The sequence below is a fragment of the Bacillus cereus group sp. BfR-BA-01331 genome (assembly GCF_022663915.1).
In the GTDB taxonomy this organism is placed as follows: Bacteria; Bacillota; Bacilli; order Bacillales; family Bacillaceae_G; genus Bacillus_A; species Bacillus_A mycoides.
In genome coordinates this window covers 84,127-103,723 of sequence record NZ_JAKUGJ010000005.1, presented here as the reverse complement: position 1 = coordinate 103,723, position 19,597 = coordinate 84,127, and the positions used below count along the sequence as shown (strand labels likewise).

Genomic DNA, 19,597 nt, shown 5'->3' with positions numbered 1-19,597 from the left:
TTTGCTATCACAATTGTATTATAGGACGATAAAAAAGACAAACATACTCGTTTGTCTTTTCCTTATACTTCATTTTATTATATCAGCCTTTTGAAAAATTCGTTTGTACCTCTTGAATCGGCCAATATCGTAAATCAACTTTACCGACAACTGTATCAGCTTTCACAAAGCCGAAGTGCCTACTATCCCAACTACCAAGGCGGTTGTCACCAACTACAAAAATAGAACCGGGTGGTACAAACTTTTCTTTCGTTAATTCTTCTAATTTAAAATCACCTGTTAATTGCCGTCCATTCGTCTCTTTCTTATACGTCTCTAAATAAGGTTCCTCCACGAATTGTCCGTTTATATATAATTTATCATGCTTATATTCGATATGATCCCCAGGTAAACCGATAATTCGCTTTACATAGTCCTCTTTTTTATTCGCATGAAAAACGACGACATCAAATCGATTCAAGTCCCCTACTTGATAACTCACCTTATTCACAACGAGCATATTTCCATCTTGCAATGTCGGCATCATTGACTTCCCCTCTACAACGTACGTTGAAAAGAAAAACGTTCGAAAAAATACAGCTAATAGTACACCAATTAAAATTGTTCTTATCCACTCTAGCCCTTCTTTTTTCAAAGTTTTCTTCATTCGCTTCTCCCCTCGCCCTTTAATAATGAAGCTTGCATTTATAAAGTGAAACTTAATCGGTGGGGGTTTTGTTCATCCCCCACCGATTATTAGCCCGCACCAATCGGGCATTTACGGGCAGTTTGATCTCCCACCTAACTTCTTTGCTTCAGTCGAATTTTTTGGTGGGAGTTTTATTGCCCTCAAATAGCGGGACAAAGAAGACTTTTCCTACTGTAGTTCTAACTTTACTTCAATTTTTTTACCGACATACCATAAAATAAAAATAACAACGCCCACAATAACCGATTTCACCGGCTTATGAATAAATGACACTAAATCATGACCGATATACGTTAAAATAAAGATCATAACAAGCTTTCCAAATGCTAATGCTAGTCCAAACTGTTTTACGCTAATGCGAGATAAACCAGCTACAACGTTTATAAGCGCAGATGGTGTGAACGGAAAACAAAATATAACAAAGATTGGCGCGAACCCTTTTCTTTCAATCCATCCCATCGCTTTTCGCACTCTCTCATGCTTATTTACAAAAGAAAAGAAACGACTTCTTCCAAAGCTACGAATAATGAAAAATACAAGCATTGCACCAATTACTGACCCAATCCATGAATAAAGAAAACCGAACCAAAAACCAAATGCAACAGCATTCGCCAACACAAACACAATGAGTGGCAATGCCGGAATAAGCGCCTCTATCATCGGTAAGCCAATACCGAGAAGCGGTCCGAACGCACGATAACTTTCAACAATATGATCCATATTTTCTGGTGAAAAATACTCTTTGATTGTTTGAAAATCCATTCTACACTTTACCCCTTTACTCTAATTACTACCTCTACTGTATCATCGCTTAAATGAAAGAGGAAATGGTAGATACGACATATGGAGATGTATTTATTAAAGTTTCCATATCATTCGCTAGAATTCCTTCATTATTATGCTATGATAATCTTTCAATATTCGACAAGGTTTGTTGTACGTTTGGTTGTTTGAGGAACAATATTTTTTGATAATTTTTTCGGTAATCTTCTGAATACATCGACTACAATTTGATTTTTATCGACTTTCCGACAAAAACAGACAAATAAAAAGGATGAGTCTCCCCATCCTTTCCCTCTCACACTTCGCCTTCCTTCACAAAATACACTTTCTCATATGCTGGTGTTAATTTAGATTCTTCATTTTTATCAATCTCTTTAAAGCAAGGATTTCCTTGTTTTTTCTTACGATCTTCATACTCTGTCCGTAATTTCGCTGTACGATTTTGCTGATTTTCAAAGCTACTTTTTGACATTTCTAGTTTCACAGCGAAACCATTTATAAATCTAATAATAAGATTTCCATCTTTTAATTCTTTATTATCTTCAATATGAAAATGAGATAACCACGCACACTCTTTTCGAGAATAAGAATACGTAGGGAAAAAATAAAGTTGATCTGTCGGGCTAATTGCGATAGGAGCTTTATGTGTAATACGAGTTAACTCCTTCGTTCCTTCTTTTCTTCCAAAGAAACTAGAACCATGCTTCCGGCAACTTCTCTCTATAATATCAAGAGGCTTTTGAAATACGAAAAAAGAATCTTCCATTTCAACAATTCGCGTAACAACTTTTTTTTCTCCTAGAACAACAGGAAGTAAGGCCATTGTATTTTTGCTTACAACATAGTTTTCGACATAACGTTCTACTTTACTTTCCATAGTCTACTGTCTGCTACTACAAATATAGGCAAATGTATATCCTTAAAGTATGTAGTTTTTGCACGCTAAGAATACTTTTATCTATACTCGCTCTTTTGTTAGTAACAGATTTTTCACCTCTCTTTTTTTAATTTTCGATTGCTATTTAATTTCCCTTCTTCATTTCCCTTTTATAGTAGCACCTACGAAAAGGAAATGGTTTACATTCCACGATTCTTTACAAATACTTATAATAAATCAAATATAATACAAATCTGTTAATAATGATATATGAATATCAAAGGAATAATCTGTATAAAAAAAGGATTCTATATACGAAAAAAGAATTTATATCATTTGTAATATGTTTAACACACTCCCCTTTTCATATAATTACAGCAATTAATTTTGCTATAATTAAAATATAAATCAAATATACGGAGGTCTCTCATGGAAGAAAATCAAGATCATCCAACAATTCAAATGAAAAATAGTAGCATTGTTATCGTAAAAAATTCAGCGAGTATTATATTCGGTTTATTTTTTATTTTACTGTTCTTCGCGAAGCCTTTTCGTAAATCTAAATGTCCAGAATGCAAGAAACGTGAAAAGAAAAAAGCTGTGAAAGAACACTAAAAGGCTTTCCTTTACAGGAAAGCCTTTTTACATACTGATTACCATTTCCTTCATTCTTCTTCATCCTCAAAAAAACCTACTATTTTTTCTTCCAAGATTCTCTGTATCTCTTTCAACCTGTACTATGATTATATATGGTTCTTGATCTAAATAACGAGAATGAGACTTCCTCAGATCAATTACCGTCACTTTATCATTTTCATAAGTTTTCGAGTACGCCTTTATTTCTTCAATCGTACTTTTTAGGCTGTCTTTATTACTAATATAAATATCGTATATCTCAACAACAAAAAAAAGGATGGCATAAGCCATCCTTTTTTCTATAATAAACTATAAAATTATAGTTTGATTACGTTTTTAGCTTGAGGTCCACGGTTGCCATCTTCGATTTCGAAGCTAACTTTTTGGCCTTCTTCTAAAGATTTGAAACCATCAGTTTCGATTGCAGAGAAATGTACGAATACATCGTTTTCGCCTGGAACTTCGATGAAACCGAAGCCTTTTTCGTTGTTAAACCATTTTACTTGTCCTGTAACTGTCATAATTATTTCCTCCTAAGAAAATACATTTTATTATTTAGTCTTCATGTATAAAAAAAGAATCCACACATTATCAAATTCGAAACATAAACTAGTTCTCACATACTTTTCCCCGTTTGTTTTCGGCACTTGATAATATATGGATTGCTTAATTTAATTATTCAACTGGTATTATCATAGCATACTTAAAATAGAATGTACAATCCTTTTTAAAAATAAAGTTTCTAAATTTTAGTATTTCTTATAAAATATAACCACACCTATTCTAATAAGGAGGCGTGTATGACAGAAATAATCCCTAAAAAAACATTAAAGAGAATTGAAAAAGATATTGAAAATAACAACCTTGGAAAAGCAAGAGATAGATTACACGGATTAATCGCTACTTATCCGAATGAATTAGAAATTAGGAAAAAACTCGGTGACATTTACTTTACATTACAATACCCAGAAATGGCTGGACGGTATTGGTATCTTGAAAAAGAGAAAACAGATGTTATGCACGCGGCATGTCTACAATTTGAAAAATCGATGGGAAACGACTCTTATCATATTGTACGTGCTTTAAAATTCAAAGGAGATCGTAACATTATTACAGGACTACACACCGAACGTCCCTTACAGCCATTGCAGAAAAAAGTGATAGAGGAACTAATTGATGATTATGAAGAAACATGGAAAGACAAACTATTTACATGGGGCTGTCTATCATTATTCGCACTCCTTCTTTTTACTGCTATTATTGGTATATTCACTATATTGGATTGGATATTTTAAATAGAAGTGAACGTCCCACAATACGACGACAAATAAAATCACATCCACTTTCCGACAAAGTTTAACAATGTCAGCGACGTAATAATAAATAAGAAAGGTGCCCCAAAAATATTTTTTGGGGCACCTACTTATACCTTTATTTCGTAAACTGTTCTTCTTCTGTGGATCCTTTTAGAGCAGTCGTTGATGAAGTACCGCCTGTAATCACTTGTGCTACTTCATCAAAGTATCCTGTTCCTACTTCGCGTTGATGGCGCGTTGCAGAGTAACCGTATTTCTCTGCTGCGAACTCTGCTTGTTGTAATTCAGAGTACGCTGCCATGCCGCGCTCTTTATAACCACGCGCTAATTCAAACATGCCGTAATTTAACGAATGGAATCCAGCAAGCGTTACGAACTGGAATTTATAACCGTACGATGCAATTTCTTTTTGGAAGCTTGCAATCGTTTTTTCATCTAATTTTTGTTTCCAGTTAAAAGAAGGGGAACAGTTGTAAGCAAGTAGCTTCCCTGGATATTTCTTATGAATTGCGTCCGCAAAGCGTTTTGCATCTTCTAAATTTGGCTCCGACGTTTCACACCAAACGAGATCTGCATACGGCGCATACGCTAAACCACGTGCAATTGCTTGATCAAGACCTGCTTTCGTATGATAAAACCCTTCTGGCGTTCTTTCACCTGTAATAAACTCTTGATCAACTGGATCGATATCGCTCGTAATTAAATCTGCCGCATCTGCATCTGTTCTTGCGACGATAATTGTTGGTACACCCATTACATCCGCAGCAAGACGTGCCGAAATTAAATTACGCACCGCTGTTTGCGTCGGTAATAATACTTTTCCGCCTAAATGCCCGCATTTTTTCTCTGAAGATAATTGGTCTTCAAAGTGCACGCCAGATGCACCCGCTTCAATCATCCCTTTCATTAATTCAAATACGTTTAACTGTCCACCAAACCCAGCTTCAGCATCCGCCACAATTGGGACGAAATAATCTGTATCACCGCTACCTTCCATATGCTGAATTTGATCAGCACGTTGAAGTGTTTGGTTAATTCGTTTTACAACAGCTGGCACACTGTTCGCCGGGTATAAGCTTTGGTCAGGATACATATGTCCAGAAAGGTTCGCATCTGCCGCTACTTGCCAACCGCTTAAATAAATTGCTTTTAATCCAGCCTTCACTTGTTGCATCGCTTGGTTTCCTGTTAATGCCCCAAGTGCATTAATATAATCTTCTGTATGAAGTGATTTCCAAAGCTTCTCTGCACCGCAGCGCGCTAACGTATATTCAATATCAATCGATCCGCGCAGACGAATTACATCTTCAGCTGTATATGGACGTGTTATCCCTTTCCAGCGCGTATCTAGTTCCCAGCTTTCCTGCAATTTATCAATTCTTTCGTTTTTCATATGTTCCATCCCCTTTTCTTGTTTCTTATAAAATTTCATAACCCGGTAATGTTAAAAACGGCATGAACTCGTTATTACGAACAAGGTTTGTAAACAGTTTTGTAGCCTCTTCAAATCTCCCCTTATTAAATGCTTCCTTACCAATCTCTCTTTCTATTTTTGCTAGTTCTTCTTCTTTCAATTCTTCCATCAATTTAAAAGTGATATTACGGCCATCACTGAGCTTTCCACCCTCATGACGAATCCACTGCCATACTTGTGCTCTTGATATTTCCGCTGTTGCCGCATCTTCCATTAAGTTATAAATTGGAGCTGCTCCTCTCCCGCTTAACCAAGATGCAATATATTGAATACCGACGTTAATATTCGTGCGAAGACCACCTTCTGTAATCGTTCCCATCGGTACTTCTAATAAATCCTTTTCTGTTACACGTATTTCTTCACGCTTTCTAAAAATTTGATTTGGCGTTTTCATTATGTGATTAAATACTTCCATTGCAACCGGTACAAGTCCCGGGTGGGCAACCCAAGTCCCATCATGACCGTCTAAAGCTTCGCGCTCCTTATCAGCACGCACTTTCTCGAAAGCTGCCTCATTTGCTTCTGGATCATTTTTAATTGGGATTTGCGCCGCCATCCCTCCGATTGCTGGCGCGTTACGACGATGACACGTTTGAATAACTTTCAAAGAATACGCGCGCATAAACGGCGCTGTCATCGTGACTTGCGCTCTATCCGGAAGTAAAAATTCATTATGATTACGGAAGCTCTTTAAGAAACTAAATATATAATCCCATCGTCCGCAGTTTAAACCAGCAGAATGATCTCTTAGTTCATACAAAATTTCATCCATTTCAAATGAAGCGTGAATCGTTTCTATTAACACAGTCGCTTTAATCGTTCCATTCGGAATACCGATATACTTTTGAGCGAATATGAAAACGTCATTCCATAATCTTGCCTCTAAGTAACTTTCCATTTTCGGTAAGTAAAAGTATGGGCCACTTCCTTTTGCTAAAAGCGTCTTCGCATTATGGAAAAAGTGCAATCCAAAATCTACCAAACTGCCAGACATGTTCTTGCCGTCAACTTGCATATGCTTTTCTTCTAAATGCCACCCTCTCGGACGCACAATTAATACAGCTGTTTTACTATTTAAACGATATTCTTTTCCGTTTTCATTTTTATGTGAGATCGTTCTCACAGCAGCATCTCGTAAATTAATTTGACCTTCGACAGCATTTCTCCAAGTTGGTGCATTCGAATCTTCAAAGTCTGCCATAAAAAGATGTGCTCCTGAATTTAAAGCGTTAATGACCATCTTTCTATCCACCGGTCCAGTAATCTCCACGCGGCGATCCTCTAAATCTTTCGGAAGCTGGGCGATTGTCCAATCCCCTTCACGTATATGCTTTGTTTCTTCTAAAAACGTAGGAAACTCCCCTGCATCAATTCTTTTTTGTTTCTCCACACGCTTTTGTAAAAGTTCCGTGCGGCGTTCATTGAAATTTTCATGCAGTTCCTTTAAAAAACTAAGCGCCTCAGGTGTCAATATTTCGTTGTACGCTGGTAACATTTCTCCGGCCAGTGTAACCCGTGAAGTTTGCGTCGACATATTAGCATCCCCTTTTTAAACTGTCTTATAACAGATTTGATTTTATGTTTTATATTATATAACAAATCTTCAGAAAAGGAAGTTTTTTTTGAAAATTTAATGGTTTTTTTACAAAACTGTGTTTATCCATTATGATTTCAAGCAAAAAAAGAGTCAGTGTTATATAACACTGACTCTTTTTTATTATTTATTCAAAAATTGTTTTAAATAAGAACTGCGCATATTGTTCACGTGTTACTTTCATGTTTGGAGCAAAGTTTCCAGTTCCATCTCCTACAGAAATACCATTTGAACCTACTGCATTAATCGCATTGTATGCCCAATGTCCTTTCGGTACATCTTTAAATCCTTGTGTTCCTTTTACTTCTAATTCATATGCTACTGTAAGCACTTGAGCCATTTCTGCACGTGTTAGTGTATCTTTCGGTCTAAAGTTTCCAGTTCCATCACCGTTAAAGATACCTACCTCTGTTAATACTAAAATTTCTTCTAAGAACATTGTTGATTTTTCATTAATATCTTTGTATGGATTCTCAAGGATATCGCCTTCCTCGAATACTTCACTGAAATCGATAGTACGATAAATTAAAGCAGCTACTTGTTCACGAGTTATGTTATGTCCAAAACCGAACACGCCATTTCCATAACCAAGCATAATTTCTTCTTGTGCTAAAGTTTGAATTGCTTCGTAAGACCAATGTCCTGCTGGTACATCTTTAAAGATAGCCTGACTTGCTTGTTGTGGCTTAGGCTTAGCAGCTACTTCAGCATTCGCTGTAGCGCCTTCAGCACTAAATGCAACTCCACCCATAATTGTTAAAGCTGTTGCTACTTTTAATATCTTTTTCTTCACTGTATTCTCTCCCTAAAAAAAACATATTTTTTTCTAATATAAAGAATTTATGGAAAAGTAACAATACACTTATCCATATAATGTTTGTCTAATTTGTGAACTGTATTTCACATACTTATCTTTATACTTAATTAACAATAAAGTTACTAAATCGTACTTTTTTTCAATAAAAAGTAACTATAATTAACCTATTTTTTCCATAAATACTAACCACGGAACTATGAACAGCAGAATAAATATACAGATAAACAATTTAAAATAAGAAAAAAGCGCGTAATTTCCGCGCTTTTTTTAAAGAAATATGATATATTAATATAATTTTATTTTTCTTGTACTATATTTTTAAAAACTTCCGTTTCATGTTATTCATCTTTCAAATTAAAATTAATAATAGCTTTATATAAAAATGTTGCATATTGCTCACGTGTTACAATTTTATGCGGTTCAAACTTTCCATTTCCTGTTCCTACTATGACATTATTAGATTGCAAGGCACTAATTGCATTTTTCGCCCAGTAATTATTCGGTACATCTTTAAATGTATGCTGTTGCTTCACTTCAAAGGAATATGTCTGTGTAAGAACTTGCGCTACTTCTGCACGTGTAATTGTTTCCCTAGGTCTAAAGTTCCCCTTCTCATCACCTTTAAAAATACCGCGCTCTGTTAATGCTAAAATTTCATCTGGAAACATTGTTGATCTTTCAGAAATATCCTTATAAGGATTTTTTAATGGGCCTTCATGTTTTATATTAAGTGCGCGATACAGTACTGCCGCCACTTGTTCACGTGTTACGTTATCACCTACACCAAACTTTCCATTTCCATAACCTAGCATAATTTTATTATATGCCGCATCTAGAATATAATCATATGCCCAATGGTTTACTGGGACATCGTCAAATACAATCATTTCAGGATATTCTTCTGCTTTTATGTTAGGAACATTTGCACTTACCAATAATCCACCCATAATAGTCGCTGCCGCCATTATACGGAACATTTTTTTCTTCATAGTCCTCGCTCCTTCATTTCCACTTTATTAAAAGTGGAACATAATAGACTAAATTCTTTCCCCATATTACATATGCTGTATTTGCAAGCCCTATGTAATATATTGCATTTTTAACATCTATTATTTTGAAGATTACTAGGAGAGCCAATTCGCTCTCAATTCCAATTGGTATTCTGAATTGCATGCAAATCATTTGAAGAAATATTCTTATCTTTGCGCTCTAGTTTCTCTGTTTGATTTTCAAAAAGGATAAACAAAAGCTTTTGCAAAGATGTTATATATACAATATTCTACTATCTACTAATCAAGTCCTTCACTTATAAAAATTTCACTTTATAGACAAAAAAAGCGCAAATATCATATTTGCGCTTTTTTCGATCTTCATAGATTAATCGTTTGCGTAGAATCTATGAATTGCATTATTTAAGAACTTCGCATACTGTTCACGGGTTACAAGTTTTTCTGGTTCAAATAAAGTGAAACTTTAATCAGTGGGGGTTTTGTTCATCCCCCATTGATTATTAGCTCTCACCAATCGGGCGTTTACGGGCAGCAGGGCTTCCACCTAACTTCTTTGCTCCATCTAAATTTTGAGGTGGGAGTTTTACTGCCCACAAATAGCGGGATAAACCATTACCAGTTCCAACTATAGCTTTATTAGATTGTAAGGTGCTTATCGTATCTTTAGCCCTATCGTTTTCTGGTATGTCAGTAAATGTATGTTTTTCTTTCACTTAGAAAACCTTTATTTCTAAAAACTTCACCTTTCAGACAAAAAAGTACAAGTATAATCTACTTGTACTTTTTTTATACTCTTATTTATTCCCATTTCCCTGGTGAATTATAAATTGCTTGTTGTAAAAACTTAGCGAATTGCCCACGTGTAACGAGCATTTCAGGCTCGAACTTACCATCTCCGGTTCCTACCACGACTTTATTAGACTGCAATGCACTAATTGCATCTCTTGCCCAATAGTTTTCTAGTATATCTGTAAATGTATGCGGATGCTTTGCTTTTAACGTATATGCTTTCGTTAAAATTTGTGCTAATTCTGCACGAGTCAATGTTGCTTTCGGACGGAAATTCCCATTTTCGTCTCCTTTAAAAATACCAAGGCTTGTTAAATGTAAAATTTCGTAAGGGAACATTGTTGATTTCCCACTAATATCTCCATATGGATTCTCTTCAAATGGACTTCTTTTTAAATTGAGTGCGCGATGTAGTACTGCTGCTGCTTGTTCACGTGTTATATTATCTTCTACCCCAAACTTACCGTTTCCATATCCATACATAATACGGTGATATACTAAATTCATAATTTCATTATAGGCCCAATGATCATTTGCTAAATCATCAAATTCTAGCATAATATCAGGTGGAGGTGGAGATTGTTGAATTCCATCTGTATTTGCTGAAACAATATTACAGCTAACAAATATCCCCCCTATTAAAGTTAATGATGTCGCTATCTTTAATAACTTTTTCATCTCTCTCATCCGCCTCTTCCTTTATTTTCCCACTTTTATATTGCACAAAAAATAAGAAAATTCTAAATGCGATAGGAGGTAATTTTTCACACTTCATAATACGTATTTTCTTTTACCACCACTTTTTCATCCTTCGTTTTTCGAAAAGTAAATGCCATTCCTACAAATATAAGAATAATCCCTACAATTTGCATACTAGTCGGTCTAAAACCGGTAAAGATCGTATCTAACAAAATTGCAACAGCAGGATCTAAAAACACTAATACAGAAATAAGTCTCGTCGGTAAATCTCTTAAACTGTCAAAAAACAAGTAATATACAAACCCAGTATGTATAAGACCTGTCGCTGTGATCATCATCCAGTTCATCTCTGTTAATCCTTGAAATTTCCCGAAATCTACGAATGGTAGCAATAAAAATATGCCTAAAAACGTTTGTAAAAAGGTCATCGCATATGCGCTCGTATGCTGAATCCCCTTTCCTAGTAACGTGGTAAAAGCATAAAATAAAGCCGCAAGAAGTGCCCATACCATTCCAGATGACATTAATTTCTCAAGCGACATACTACCGTCCACTCCAGCTACTAGCACTGTGCCGATAAAACAAATAACAATGGACATAACAGCAAATACTGTAAGTCTCTCTTTAAATACGATACTACCGATCATTAATACGATAATTGGAGCGAGATGATACACTGAAATCGCAATTGTAATCGACATGAGTTCAAACGCTTTAAATAAAAACACCCAGTTAAAAACGAGAAATACGCCACATGCTAATATTTGCACAATTTCTTTTTTATTCCATTTCTCATTTTTATATTGTCCTGTCGCAAACCAACATAGCGTTAAAAATAAAGTCGCACAAATACAACGAATAAATACTAATTCAAAAGATGGTAAACCCGTTTGGACAGAAAAAAATCCAATCGATCCGAAAATAGACATCGAAAGGATCATTTTTATAGCCGGCATTGATTTTGAATGAAACAATTTTCTCCTCCCCCTACAATCATCTCTTTATAAACTAAAAATTCTAAAAACATTACATATCATTATATATCACAATTGAAAAACTGTAAAAAAATAGAATGTAAAGAGTAGAATTCACACCAAATTTTCATAATAAAAAAATCATCCTTTATTTCTTATAAAGGATGATTTCTTTGCTATTTATTCAGAGGAATTTCACTATATACAAACTTAAATATACTATTTTTGAAGAGTAAATTGTGAAACAATCTGCTTTAATCCTCCTGCTACGCTATGCAGATGCTCAATTGAAACTGAGATTTCTTGAACTGATTTTTCTTGCTGATGAATAGACTCTTTTACCCTATCAGTTCGATCAGATGATCTTTGGGAAATTTGAGCCATGTCTTCTGCAGAAGCAGAAATCTCCTCACTACTCGCTGCAATTTCATCTGTAGACATAGATACAGTTTGAATTTGATTAGATACTTGCTGCACTTTTTCAGTGATTTTTCCAAATACTTTTTCTGTATTCATCACTACTTGTGTACCTGCCTGTACCTCATTATCTACTTTCCCCATCATGTCTACCGTATGGTTCGTTGTTCCCATAACTTGAATAATAAGTTTCTCAATTTGTTTTGCAGAATCACTAGATTGTTCTGCTAATTTTCTTACTTCATCTGCCACAATTGCAAATCCTCTACCACTTTCTCCAGCACGTGCAGCCTCAATTGCGGCATTTAATGCTAATAAGTTAATCTGAGAGGTAATACCTTGCATAACATCAATGATTTTAACAATCTCTTCTGATTGTTCCTTCATAGTCTCAACTTGTTTGACACCGCTATGTACTGAATTTTGGATTGTATCCATCTGTTGAATCATTTGTTTCATTAATTTGTTACCACTCTCTGCATCTAATGCTGATTGAGCAGACAATTCATTCACAGAGGATGATGTATTCACTATACTCTGCATTCCTTGTGTCAACTCTTCCATCGCACCCGCAGTTTGCTCCATTGCTTGCATTTGACTCTCTGCACCATTTGCAACTTCTTCAATATCTATAGTGATTTTCTTCGCTGCACCACTAGATACTTCCGATGCAGATACTACTCCGTCTGCATGTTGGAATAAAAGCTGAATATTATTATCTACTTCTTGCATATTTGCTCTTAGCCCTGCAATCATCTCGTTAAAATCACTTACTAATAAGCCCAATTCATCTTTAGCATTATAATCACCATATACAGTTAGATCCCCTTCTTTTGCTCTTTCCATCATACGACTAACCGTTTGTAAAGGAGCAACTATAAGCTTGCTAATAATATAACTTACTATACATATAACGATTGTAGTAACTACTGCAAGAATGATAAAAGTAATAACGGACTGATCTATCATTTTTTGAGAATCTTTAAATACTTGATCAGCTAAGTTTGAAACATATGCTTCTAGATCTACCGCATAACTAGCTAACTCTACTCCCTTTGGTTTTAATTCCTTATGAAATTCGTTTACCAGCTGGGGTTCGTTTGTCACCTTCGCTTTTTCAAACAACTTTTTATATGTATCCATATAACTTGGCAAAGATTTCTTCATCTTCTGAAACAGTTCATCCTCTTGCTTACTTAAATTAACGCCATCATCATATTCTTTTAATAAAGAATCATATTTCTTTAGATCCTTTTCAACATTACCAATAATCCCCTCTTTATTTGTCCCCTCATTTTGTGACACTGTAATTAATTCTAGTAAGTTATATTCTAGTGAATTTTGTGTACGAAGCATCCCTTCTAATAAAATTGCTGAATTTTGATAATCATCTACGACAATTTCCGTATCATACTTAATCTGATTAATTGAATTAACTGCTACACAACTCATAATTACCATGCCCAAAACTGCTAATGAGATAAGCGAGAGTAATTTATGTTTCACTTTTAAATTTTGTAAAAAATACATATTTCACCTTTATTCCTTTATATATAGATTTTTAGAATTTTATAGCTTATTATTTACAAAATCACAATAAAAAGCAATGATAAATATTCCCATTCTCAAACTTATATTTTTATAGAAAGAAAGAAGTAGCATAATCGCTACTTCTTTCTTTCTTTTTTCTGTTTTTCATATTGTTCAAACGTATGAATTCTTTCGAAAATTGGTGGATGTGTATATAAGAAAAACTTCACTAACGCAGGCGGATTCACTTGGCTTAAACTTGTTTTTGATAAATATTGAAAAGTTTTCACACCTGATTTTCCATCTTTCGTCATGTCTAGAGCGTATTGATCTGCCGCCCGTTCCTCTATACGAGAAACGTAGTTTGTTGCTGGTTGTGCTGCAAAAGATAATAAAGAGGAAATTAAGAAAAATAAAGGTAAAATTGAGAAACATGCTAATTTTGGAATTTGCAGTGTATCTCCCCATTTTCGAATACACATATTTATAATACGACTAATTAAATACATACCTATAAACGATAGCAACACATAGCTCGCAACGCCCCAATATATATGTTTCATTACGTAATGTCCCATTTCATGAGCCATTATAAATAAAATCTCTTTATCTTTTAATTGCTTAAGCGTCGTATCCCACATTACAATGCGAGAGTTAAGGCCAATTCCCGTTACGTACGCATTTAACGAATTCGTTTTTTCCGACATATTTACTTCATATACGTGCTTAGCTGGAATATCAGCTTTATCTGCCATTGTCAAAATTTTCGTTTCTAATTCTTTATTTTTTAGCGTCGAGAAATCATTGTAAAGTGGATCAATAATAACAGGTTGCACGAACGTTAAAAAGATTGTAAATGGTACAGAGAGCGCCCATCCTGCTAACCACCATCTCTTCGGGAATTTACGGATAAGCCATAAAAGAACTGTAACAATGAGTAACATAGTCGCATAATTCACCCAAAAATCGATAACATGATCTTTTATCCAGCTTTGTGTACTTTGCGTGGAAATGCCGTAATCAACGGACACTTTACGCCCGATCCACTGCATCGGTAATGCAAGAACTGTTGTTAGTAGTGATAAATAAAAGAAATAAATCGCAACTTGTAAGACATTTATTTTGGTCGTTTCCTTCGACCATTTCTCAAACTTTTTTGAAATACCGAGCACGAGTACAAATAATAAAATAATCCATTCAAGAGGCGTCGCTAAAAAGAACAGTAAATTTTTCACACGCGAATAATCTTGACTTAGCGTAAGCTCCCTCGCATTCATAAAAGTTTCTGGATCTGCACTCGTTCCTTTATACATGTCCGGAATGAGTTCATGATTCCATCCAAATAAATACCAATATATAAGTAACGCAAACCCAACGTACAAAAAAAGCGACCACCCAATAACTTTCCTCACGCTATTCCCTCCTCTATGCTGCCTGTCTATTATTATTGTAAGTTCGTACTTTCAAAATTAGAACAAGCTAATCGTGATAATTGTTCTAGCTCGTTCAATTTACATAAAAAAACTCTTCTATTACAAGAAGAGTTTCACCGGCTCATAATCTAGTATAAGAAATGTACTTACAAACAAGTGCCTTTTACATATCGTATATATTCATAGTCCTTAAAATCCTTCTTAAGGAAGTACATCTATTAACAAACTAAAATCTTGCAAAGAAAATGAACTATATTTCATAATACCTTGTACAGTTAAAAGTAAAATAAGACCCATCACACACATATAATTAATACTTTCTTCATGCTTTTTCTCAGCAACTACTCCGCCCGTTATGCATAGAACCCCTAATAAATGGAGCGCTAAATACATAAAGAAATACGCTTCCTCCCAGCGAAGAATAACATTGACTGTCGTTATCAGCACTATACTAAGCACAATCAAATAAAAAAACTTATTTGATGATATTGTTTCATTCATATAATTTTATACATCCCTTTCAAATTTCGAATTAATGATGTTTCAAAGCTATAAAGTAAATGATTGTTTTCATGCCATAAAACAAAAGGAAAGCCACCATTACTTTCTCGAATACTTTATGAACCCACATATACTTCTCTTCATTTTTTTTGAAGATGCGCTTCATCATTTCTTCTACAATTAGACCAAATATTAGTAAAACCCCTAACACAATAAGAAGAGAAATAATATTTTCTTTTAAATGAGTACTAGAAAATAAGTAATACTCTGGAAACGCAATTGTATCTACTACAGGTTGTAACCAATGACAAACGCTTTTATCACACATATCTGTAAGAGACGTAGACTCTATAATGTCTTTCAATATTTTTTCAAACGTTTTCTTCATCTTACTTACCGCCCACTACATCTGAAAAACTCTTTTCCTGCTCTACATATATAGCCGGCATTTCTTTATTCCAATATTTGCGGTTAACAAATAAAAAGATGAGTACTAAGTTTAATCCCGTTATAAAAATAATAAGTCCTGGAAAGAACGTCGTATAGTGCGAAAAATCGGCAAAACTCATTATCTTTTCTCTACTTACTAAAAAAGAAGAACTAAGCACAAGGGCATTGTTTAACATATGAATAGCAATTGGCATGAGCAAGCTTTTCGTACGAATATATACGATTGATAGTACGACGCTAAACACAACTGCACCAAGGAAATCAACATGTAAGCAAGCAAATAAAAGTGCTACAACGACCATTGCTATACTAGTACCCCATTTCGCTGCAAAACGCTGTAGTAAAAATCCTCGAAAAACAAATTCTCCGACAATAGGCGCGATAAATACAACCCTAATAAATTGAAATACATATCCCCCGGTACTATCTATAATCGGTTCATGCAAGGCATTCATAATAAAATCTGGTGTAATCCATGCAAAGCTGTACATATATAAAATAAGATAGCCGTAACTAAACATACAAAGCATAATCGCGATGTACAAAACTTGCACTAGGTTAAATGTTTCGTTTCTATTAATAAATAATGAAAATGAAACACGATGCTTTCTATATCCGTAAAAAATCCATATTATTGGAAGGATATAAAATATAAGCATATTTATAAAAGATGAATTTTGTATATGAAATGTACTTTCTAGCAATTCATTACTGCTTCGTGCTATTAAAATTAATAGTGCAAATACAATTAAAAAATATCTAGCTCGCATCGTTTGAAACGGATTCACATTCATCTCCTCCCCATGTTACTTTTATCATATCATTTGAATCTTAATTTTTTGTGAAAGAAAACCTTAAAATTTCCTTAAAAATTCCATAAGTTACAAAAAGATGATATGATATTCGAGGAAATTAGGAGGGATTCATATGTATCACGCAAATATTCTACTCATTGATGATGAAACAGCAATTTTACAATTACTAACTACCATTCTTGAAAAAGAAGGTTTTTCTCATATTACAACTGCAACATCTGCGGAAATAGCCTTATCTCTCACCGAGCAAAACAATTACGATTTAATTATTTTAGATGTAATGCTTCCTGGACAATCCGGTTTTGACATTTGTCCAATCATTCGCCAAAAAACGGATTGCCCTATCTTCTTCCTAACAGCAAAAACATCTGATGTAGATAAAATTTCCGGATTTTCATACGGTGCGGATGATTACATTACGAAACCATTTAATCCACTAGAAGTAGTCGCTCGTATGAAAGCTCAACTCCGAAGACATATGAAACAAAACATACAAGAACAAAGAATATACTCCTTTTCTTTTGGGAGATTTGAAATTGACCAACATTCTGCGGAACTAACAGTAGATGGAAATGTTGTCGAATGTTCCGCTCAACTCTTTCAACTACTACTATTCTTTTGTGAGAATCCGAACTACGTATTTTCGAAGGAAGAATTATATGAAAAAGTTTGGGGAGCACCTGCCTATAATGGAGATGATAATACTGTTATGGTTCACATTCGAAAACTACGTGAAAAAATTGAACAAGATCCAAGTAAACCAGAATACATAAAAACAGTTCGTGGACTTGGCTATAAGTTCATTACAAAGTAGGTTAAAGATATGAATTTTAATAAACGACTTATAATCCAGTTTATTTTACAACACGTTTTTGTCTTAGTTACGTTACTTATCGCAGTAATTGCTTCTTTTTCTTATTTAATTTTTCTTCTTAATAGTACTTTATATGAACCTAATATTTCTGATTATGATACCTTTACAATCTCCGAATATATTTCTTCTGAAGACAATAACATTACTTTAAAATCTGAGGTAAAAGATTTAATAACAGAAAAGAGTGATTGGCTTCAAATTGTAGATGAAGATGGAAAGGTCCTTTACAACTTTAATACGCCTAACGATGTTCCGACCTCTTACACAAAGACATCCTTACTTACGTATTTACAGAATAGTAACAACAATATTTATAAATTTAACTATTGGGAAATTAAATTAGAAAAGAAACCAGTGATCGTTATTTACGGTGCCAAACTAAAAAGTAATGCATTACTAAAAACGATACAACAAGGACACCCTTCTTTGTCATTAAATGAATTTGCATTAACTGAACAAGAAAAACAATTACTTTCTAAAGAAAAAGCAACACTGCAAATATTTAATAACAATGGCGAAGAAGTTTTTTCCTATCCAACTGGGAAGAAAAAAACATTTTCGGCTATAAAAACGGCTCTTAATGAAAAAGAACCGTGGAATTATAAAGAAAATACATCTAGTTTTTACGATTCAAATAGCGGTCATCTCGTCGTTGTATCCGCCCCAAACGTTCATTATTATCCAGATGATGAATTAGATGATATATTTACCAAGAAACTTCTAATCGGATGCAGCTTAATCCTCCTTATTGTGTTTGTTTATTTAGTCATTCTTTCAATTTGGTATGGAAATAAGTTTGGAAAGCCTTTATTACACACGATGCGCTGGCTTAAAAACATAGCCGGAGGAAAATATGAAGAACCTGTTAGTAAAAAAGGCAAACCAGTTCGGTTTCGGCGCTCCGGTAAAGAAAAATGGTCGTTCCGTATATTCAAAGACGTTACAAACTCACTAGAGCACCTTTCTATTACTTTGAAAAAGAACGATGCAATGAGAAAAGTACTGCAACAAACACGTGAAGAGTGGATTACCGGCCTGACGCATGATCTAAAAACACCGCTTAGCTCTATATACGGCTATGCATTATTACTAGAATCGAAGCAATATAATTGGACGGATCAAGACATTGAAAAATTTGGCCATGTAATGAAAGAAAAATCTCAATATATGACTACATTAATTGACGACTTAAGCTTAACATATCAATTAAAAAATGATACGCTTCCTGCGCAACACGTAAATGTTGAAATTAATCAGTTCGTCCGAAAAGTACTATTACAATTTATTAATAACCCGACACTACAAAATCAAAACATTGAATTCGTGCCAAGTTCAAGCAAAATCCAATATTTTATTGAAGAAAAATGGTTCCAACGTATTATCGAAAACCTACTCGCAAACGCTGTAAAACATAATAATGAAACGACAAACGTAATCGTAAAACTTTCGCAAAATGCAAATTCATTTACACTATCTATTTCAGATAATGGAAAAGGCATGGATGATAAAACGAAAGAACTTCTATTCGAGCGATATTACAGAGGAACGAATACAGAAGAAAGCAACATCGGAACTGGACTTGGTCTCGCCATTACAAAACAGCTCGTTCATGCCCATAACGGAACGATTTTCATTGATAGTGAACTTGGAAAAGGAACGACGATTATACTTGTGTTTCCGTTTAGTTCGTAGAAAAGGCGCTATATGGCGCCTTTTTTTCTTTTCTGGGGGAGTTCCACGGTAAATGAAATTATATCGGCGCAACTCAAAATATATCAGCGATTTTTCAAATATATCGACCGTAACTCGAAATATATCAGCGATTTTCAAGATATATCGATTTGTCGACAAAAATCGTCAAATGTAGCAATCTATATTATAAGAGGATCTGTGTTTCATACTCCTTACAAAAAACAATTC

Annotated in this window: 20 protein-coding genes and 3 pseudogenes; 4 read left to right on the top strand and 19 right to left on the bottom strand. The window is 34.4% G+C overall.

The window, feature by feature from the left end:
* Positions 1-82: 82 nt before the first annotated feature.
* The 4 genes and pseudogenes from lepB to MR155_RS11345 form a co-directional block, all read right to left on the bottom strand.
* Positions 83-646 carry a signal peptidase I gene (lepB, locus tag MR155_RS11360; RefSeq protein ID WP_113937649.1) on the bottom strand — a complete coding sequence of 188 codons (564 nt, stop codon included), beginning with the start codon at positions 644-646 and terminating at the stop codon, positions 83-85.
* Positions 647-856: 210 nt separating this feature from the next.
* Positions 857-1,450 carry a TVP38/TMEM64 family protein gene (locus MR155_RS11355; protein ID WP_002030302.1) on the bottom strand — a complete coding sequence of 198 codons (594 nt, stop codon included), beginning with the start codon at positions 1,448-1,450 and terminating at the stop codon, positions 857-859.
* 316 nt (positions 1,451-1,766) lie between these two features.
* The gene (locus tag MR155_RS11350) at positions 1,767-2,348 is read right to left on the bottom strand and encodes a competence protein ComK (RefSeq protein ID WP_002011279.1); all 582 of its coding nucleotides are present in this window, start codon (positions 2,346-2,348) and stop codon (positions 1,767-1,769) included.
* Between the two features lie 49 nt (positions 2,349-2,397).
* Positions 2,398-2,475 (bottom strand): annotated as a pseudogene (locus MR155_RS11345) (RNA-guided endonuclease TnpB family protein); the annotation flags it as partial.
* Between the two features lie 302 nt (positions 2,476-2,777).
* Here MR155_RS11345 and MR155_RS11340 point away from each other — a divergent pair.
* Positions 2,778-2,963, top strand: coding sequence for a hypothetical protein (locus MR155_RS11340; RefSeq protein ID WP_219301615.1), 186 nt, complete (start codon positions 2,778-2,780; stop codon positions 2,961-2,963).
* A gap of 50 nt (positions 2,964-3,013) precedes the next feature.
* Here MR155_RS11340 and MR155_RS11335 read toward each other — a convergent pair.
* Both MR155_RS11335 and cspA read right to left on the bottom strand, forming a co-directional pair.
* A pseudogene (locus MR155_RS11335) lies at positions 3,014-3,275 on the bottom strand (hypothetical protein).
* Positions 3,276-3,301: 26 nt separating this feature from the next.
* A complete protein-coding gene (gene cspA / locus MR155_RS11330; protein ID WP_002011282.1) occupies positions 3,302-3,505 on the bottom strand; it encodes an RNA chaperone/antiterminator CspA in 204 nt (67 codons plus the stop codon).
* A 279-nt stretch (positions 3,506-3,784) separates the two neighbouring features.
* Here cspA and MR155_RS11325 point away from each other — a divergent pair, with 279 nt between their 5' ends.
* Complete coding sequence (locus MR155_RS11325) at positions 3,785-4,279, top strand: DUF6584 family protein (protein ID WP_242309821.1); 495 nt, start codon at positions 3,785-3,787, stop codon at positions 4,277-4,279.
* Positions 4,280-4,415: 136 nt separating this feature from the next.
* Here MR155_RS11325 and aceA read toward each other — a convergent pair whose 3' ends face one another.
* From aceA to MR155_RS11265, 13 genes and pseudogenes are all read right to left on the bottom strand, one after another.
* Positions 4,416-5,693 (bottom strand): isocitrate lyase, encoded by a 1,278-nt coding sequence (aceA, locus tag MR155_RS11320; protein ID WP_242309820.1) that lies wholly within the window; start codon positions 5,691-5,693, stop codon positions 4,416-4,418.
* A gap of 25 nt (positions 5,694-5,718) precedes the next feature.
* On the bottom strand, positions 5,719-7,308 hold the full coding sequence (aceB, locus tag MR155_RS11315) for a malate synthase A (RefSeq protein ID WP_242309819.1): 1,590 nt from the start codon (positions 7,306-7,308) through the stop codon (positions 5,719-5,721).
* Between the two features lie 187 nt (positions 7,309-7,495).
* Positions 7,496-8,161 (bottom strand): S-layer homology domain-containing protein, encoded by a 666-nt coding sequence (locus MR155_RS11310; RefSeq protein WP_000727132.1) that lies wholly within the window; start codon positions 8,159-8,161, stop codon positions 7,496-7,498.
* A 362-nt stretch (positions 8,162-8,523) separates the two neighbouring features.
* Entirely contained in the window at positions 8,524-9,174 is a 651-nt protein-coding gene (locus tag MR155_RS11305) for an S-layer homology domain-containing protein (protein WP_242309818.1), read from the bottom strand.
* Positions 9,175-9,695: 521 nt separating this feature from the next.
* Positions 9,696-9,908, bottom strand: a complete 213-nt coding sequence (locus MR155_RS32235; RefSeq protein ID WP_219301607.1) for an S-layer homology domain-containing protein — start codon at positions 9,906-9,908, stop codon at positions 9,696-9,698.
* An 85-nt stretch (positions 9,909-9,993) separates the two neighbouring features.
* Entirely contained in the window at positions 9,994-10,671 is a 678-nt protein-coding gene (locus tag MR155_RS11295) for an S-layer homology domain-containing protein (RefSeq protein WP_219301605.1), read from the bottom strand.
* A 77-nt stretch (positions 10,672-10,748) separates the two neighbouring features.
* A complete protein-coding gene (locus MR155_RS11290; protein WP_219301603.1) occupies positions 10,749-11,657 on the bottom strand; it encodes a DMT family transporter in 909 nt (302 codons plus the stop codon).
* A gap of 219 nt (positions 11,658-11,876) precedes the next feature.
* Positions 11,877-12,668 (bottom strand): methyl-accepting chemotaxis protein, encoded by a 792-nt coding sequence (locus MR155_RS32440; RefSeq protein WP_407707571.1) that lies wholly within the window; start codon positions 12,666-12,668, stop codon positions 11,877-11,879.
* Positions 12,669-12,824: 156 nt separating this feature from the next.
* Positions 12,825-13,604, bottom strand: a pseudogene (locus MR155_RS32435) (MCP four helix bundle domain-containing protein); the annotation flags it as partial.
* A gap of 137 nt (positions 13,605-13,741) precedes the next feature.
* On the bottom strand, positions 13,742-15,016 hold the full coding sequence (locus MR155_RS11280; protein WP_113937638.1) for a M48 family metallopeptidase: 1,275 nt from the start codon (positions 15,014-15,016) through the stop codon (positions 13,742-13,744).
* Positions 15,017-15,238: 222 nt separating this feature from the next.
* Positions 15,239-15,538 carry a hypothetical protein gene (locus MR155_RS11275; protein WP_242309817.1) on the bottom strand — a complete coding sequence of 100 codons (300 nt, stop codon included), beginning with the start codon at positions 15,536-15,538 and terminating at the stop codon, positions 15,239-15,241.
* A 31-nt stretch (positions 15,539-15,569) separates the two neighbouring features.
* Positions 15,570-15,926, bottom strand: a complete 357-nt coding sequence (locus MR155_RS11270) for a hypothetical protein (RefSeq protein WP_113937636.1) — start codon at positions 15,924-15,926, stop codon at positions 15,570-15,572.
* Between the two features lies 1 nt (position 15,927).
* Positions 15,928-16,776 carry a CPBP family intramembrane glutamic endopeptidase gene (locus MR155_RS11265; protein ID WP_242309816.1) on the bottom strand — a complete coding sequence of 283 codons (849 nt, stop codon included), beginning with the start codon at positions 16,774-16,776 and terminating at the stop codon, positions 15,928-15,930.
* A 139-nt stretch (positions 16,777-16,915) separates the two neighbouring features.
* Here MR155_RS11265 and MR155_RS11260 point away from each other — a divergent pair, with 139 nt between their 5' ends.
* Positions 16,916-17,617, top strand: a complete 702-nt coding sequence (locus MR155_RS11260; RefSeq protein ID WP_002064182.1) for a response regulator transcription factor — start codon at positions 16,916-16,918, stop codon at positions 17,615-17,617.
* Between the two features lie 9 nt (positions 17,618-17,626).
* Positions 17,627-19,369 carry an ATP-binding response regulator gene (locus tag MR155_RS11255; protein ID WP_242309815.1) on the top strand — a complete coding sequence of 581 codons (1,743 nt, stop codon included), beginning with the start codon at positions 17,627-17,629 and terminating at the stop codon, positions 19,367-19,369.
* The last annotated feature ends 228 nt before the right edge of the window (positions 19,370-19,597 follow it).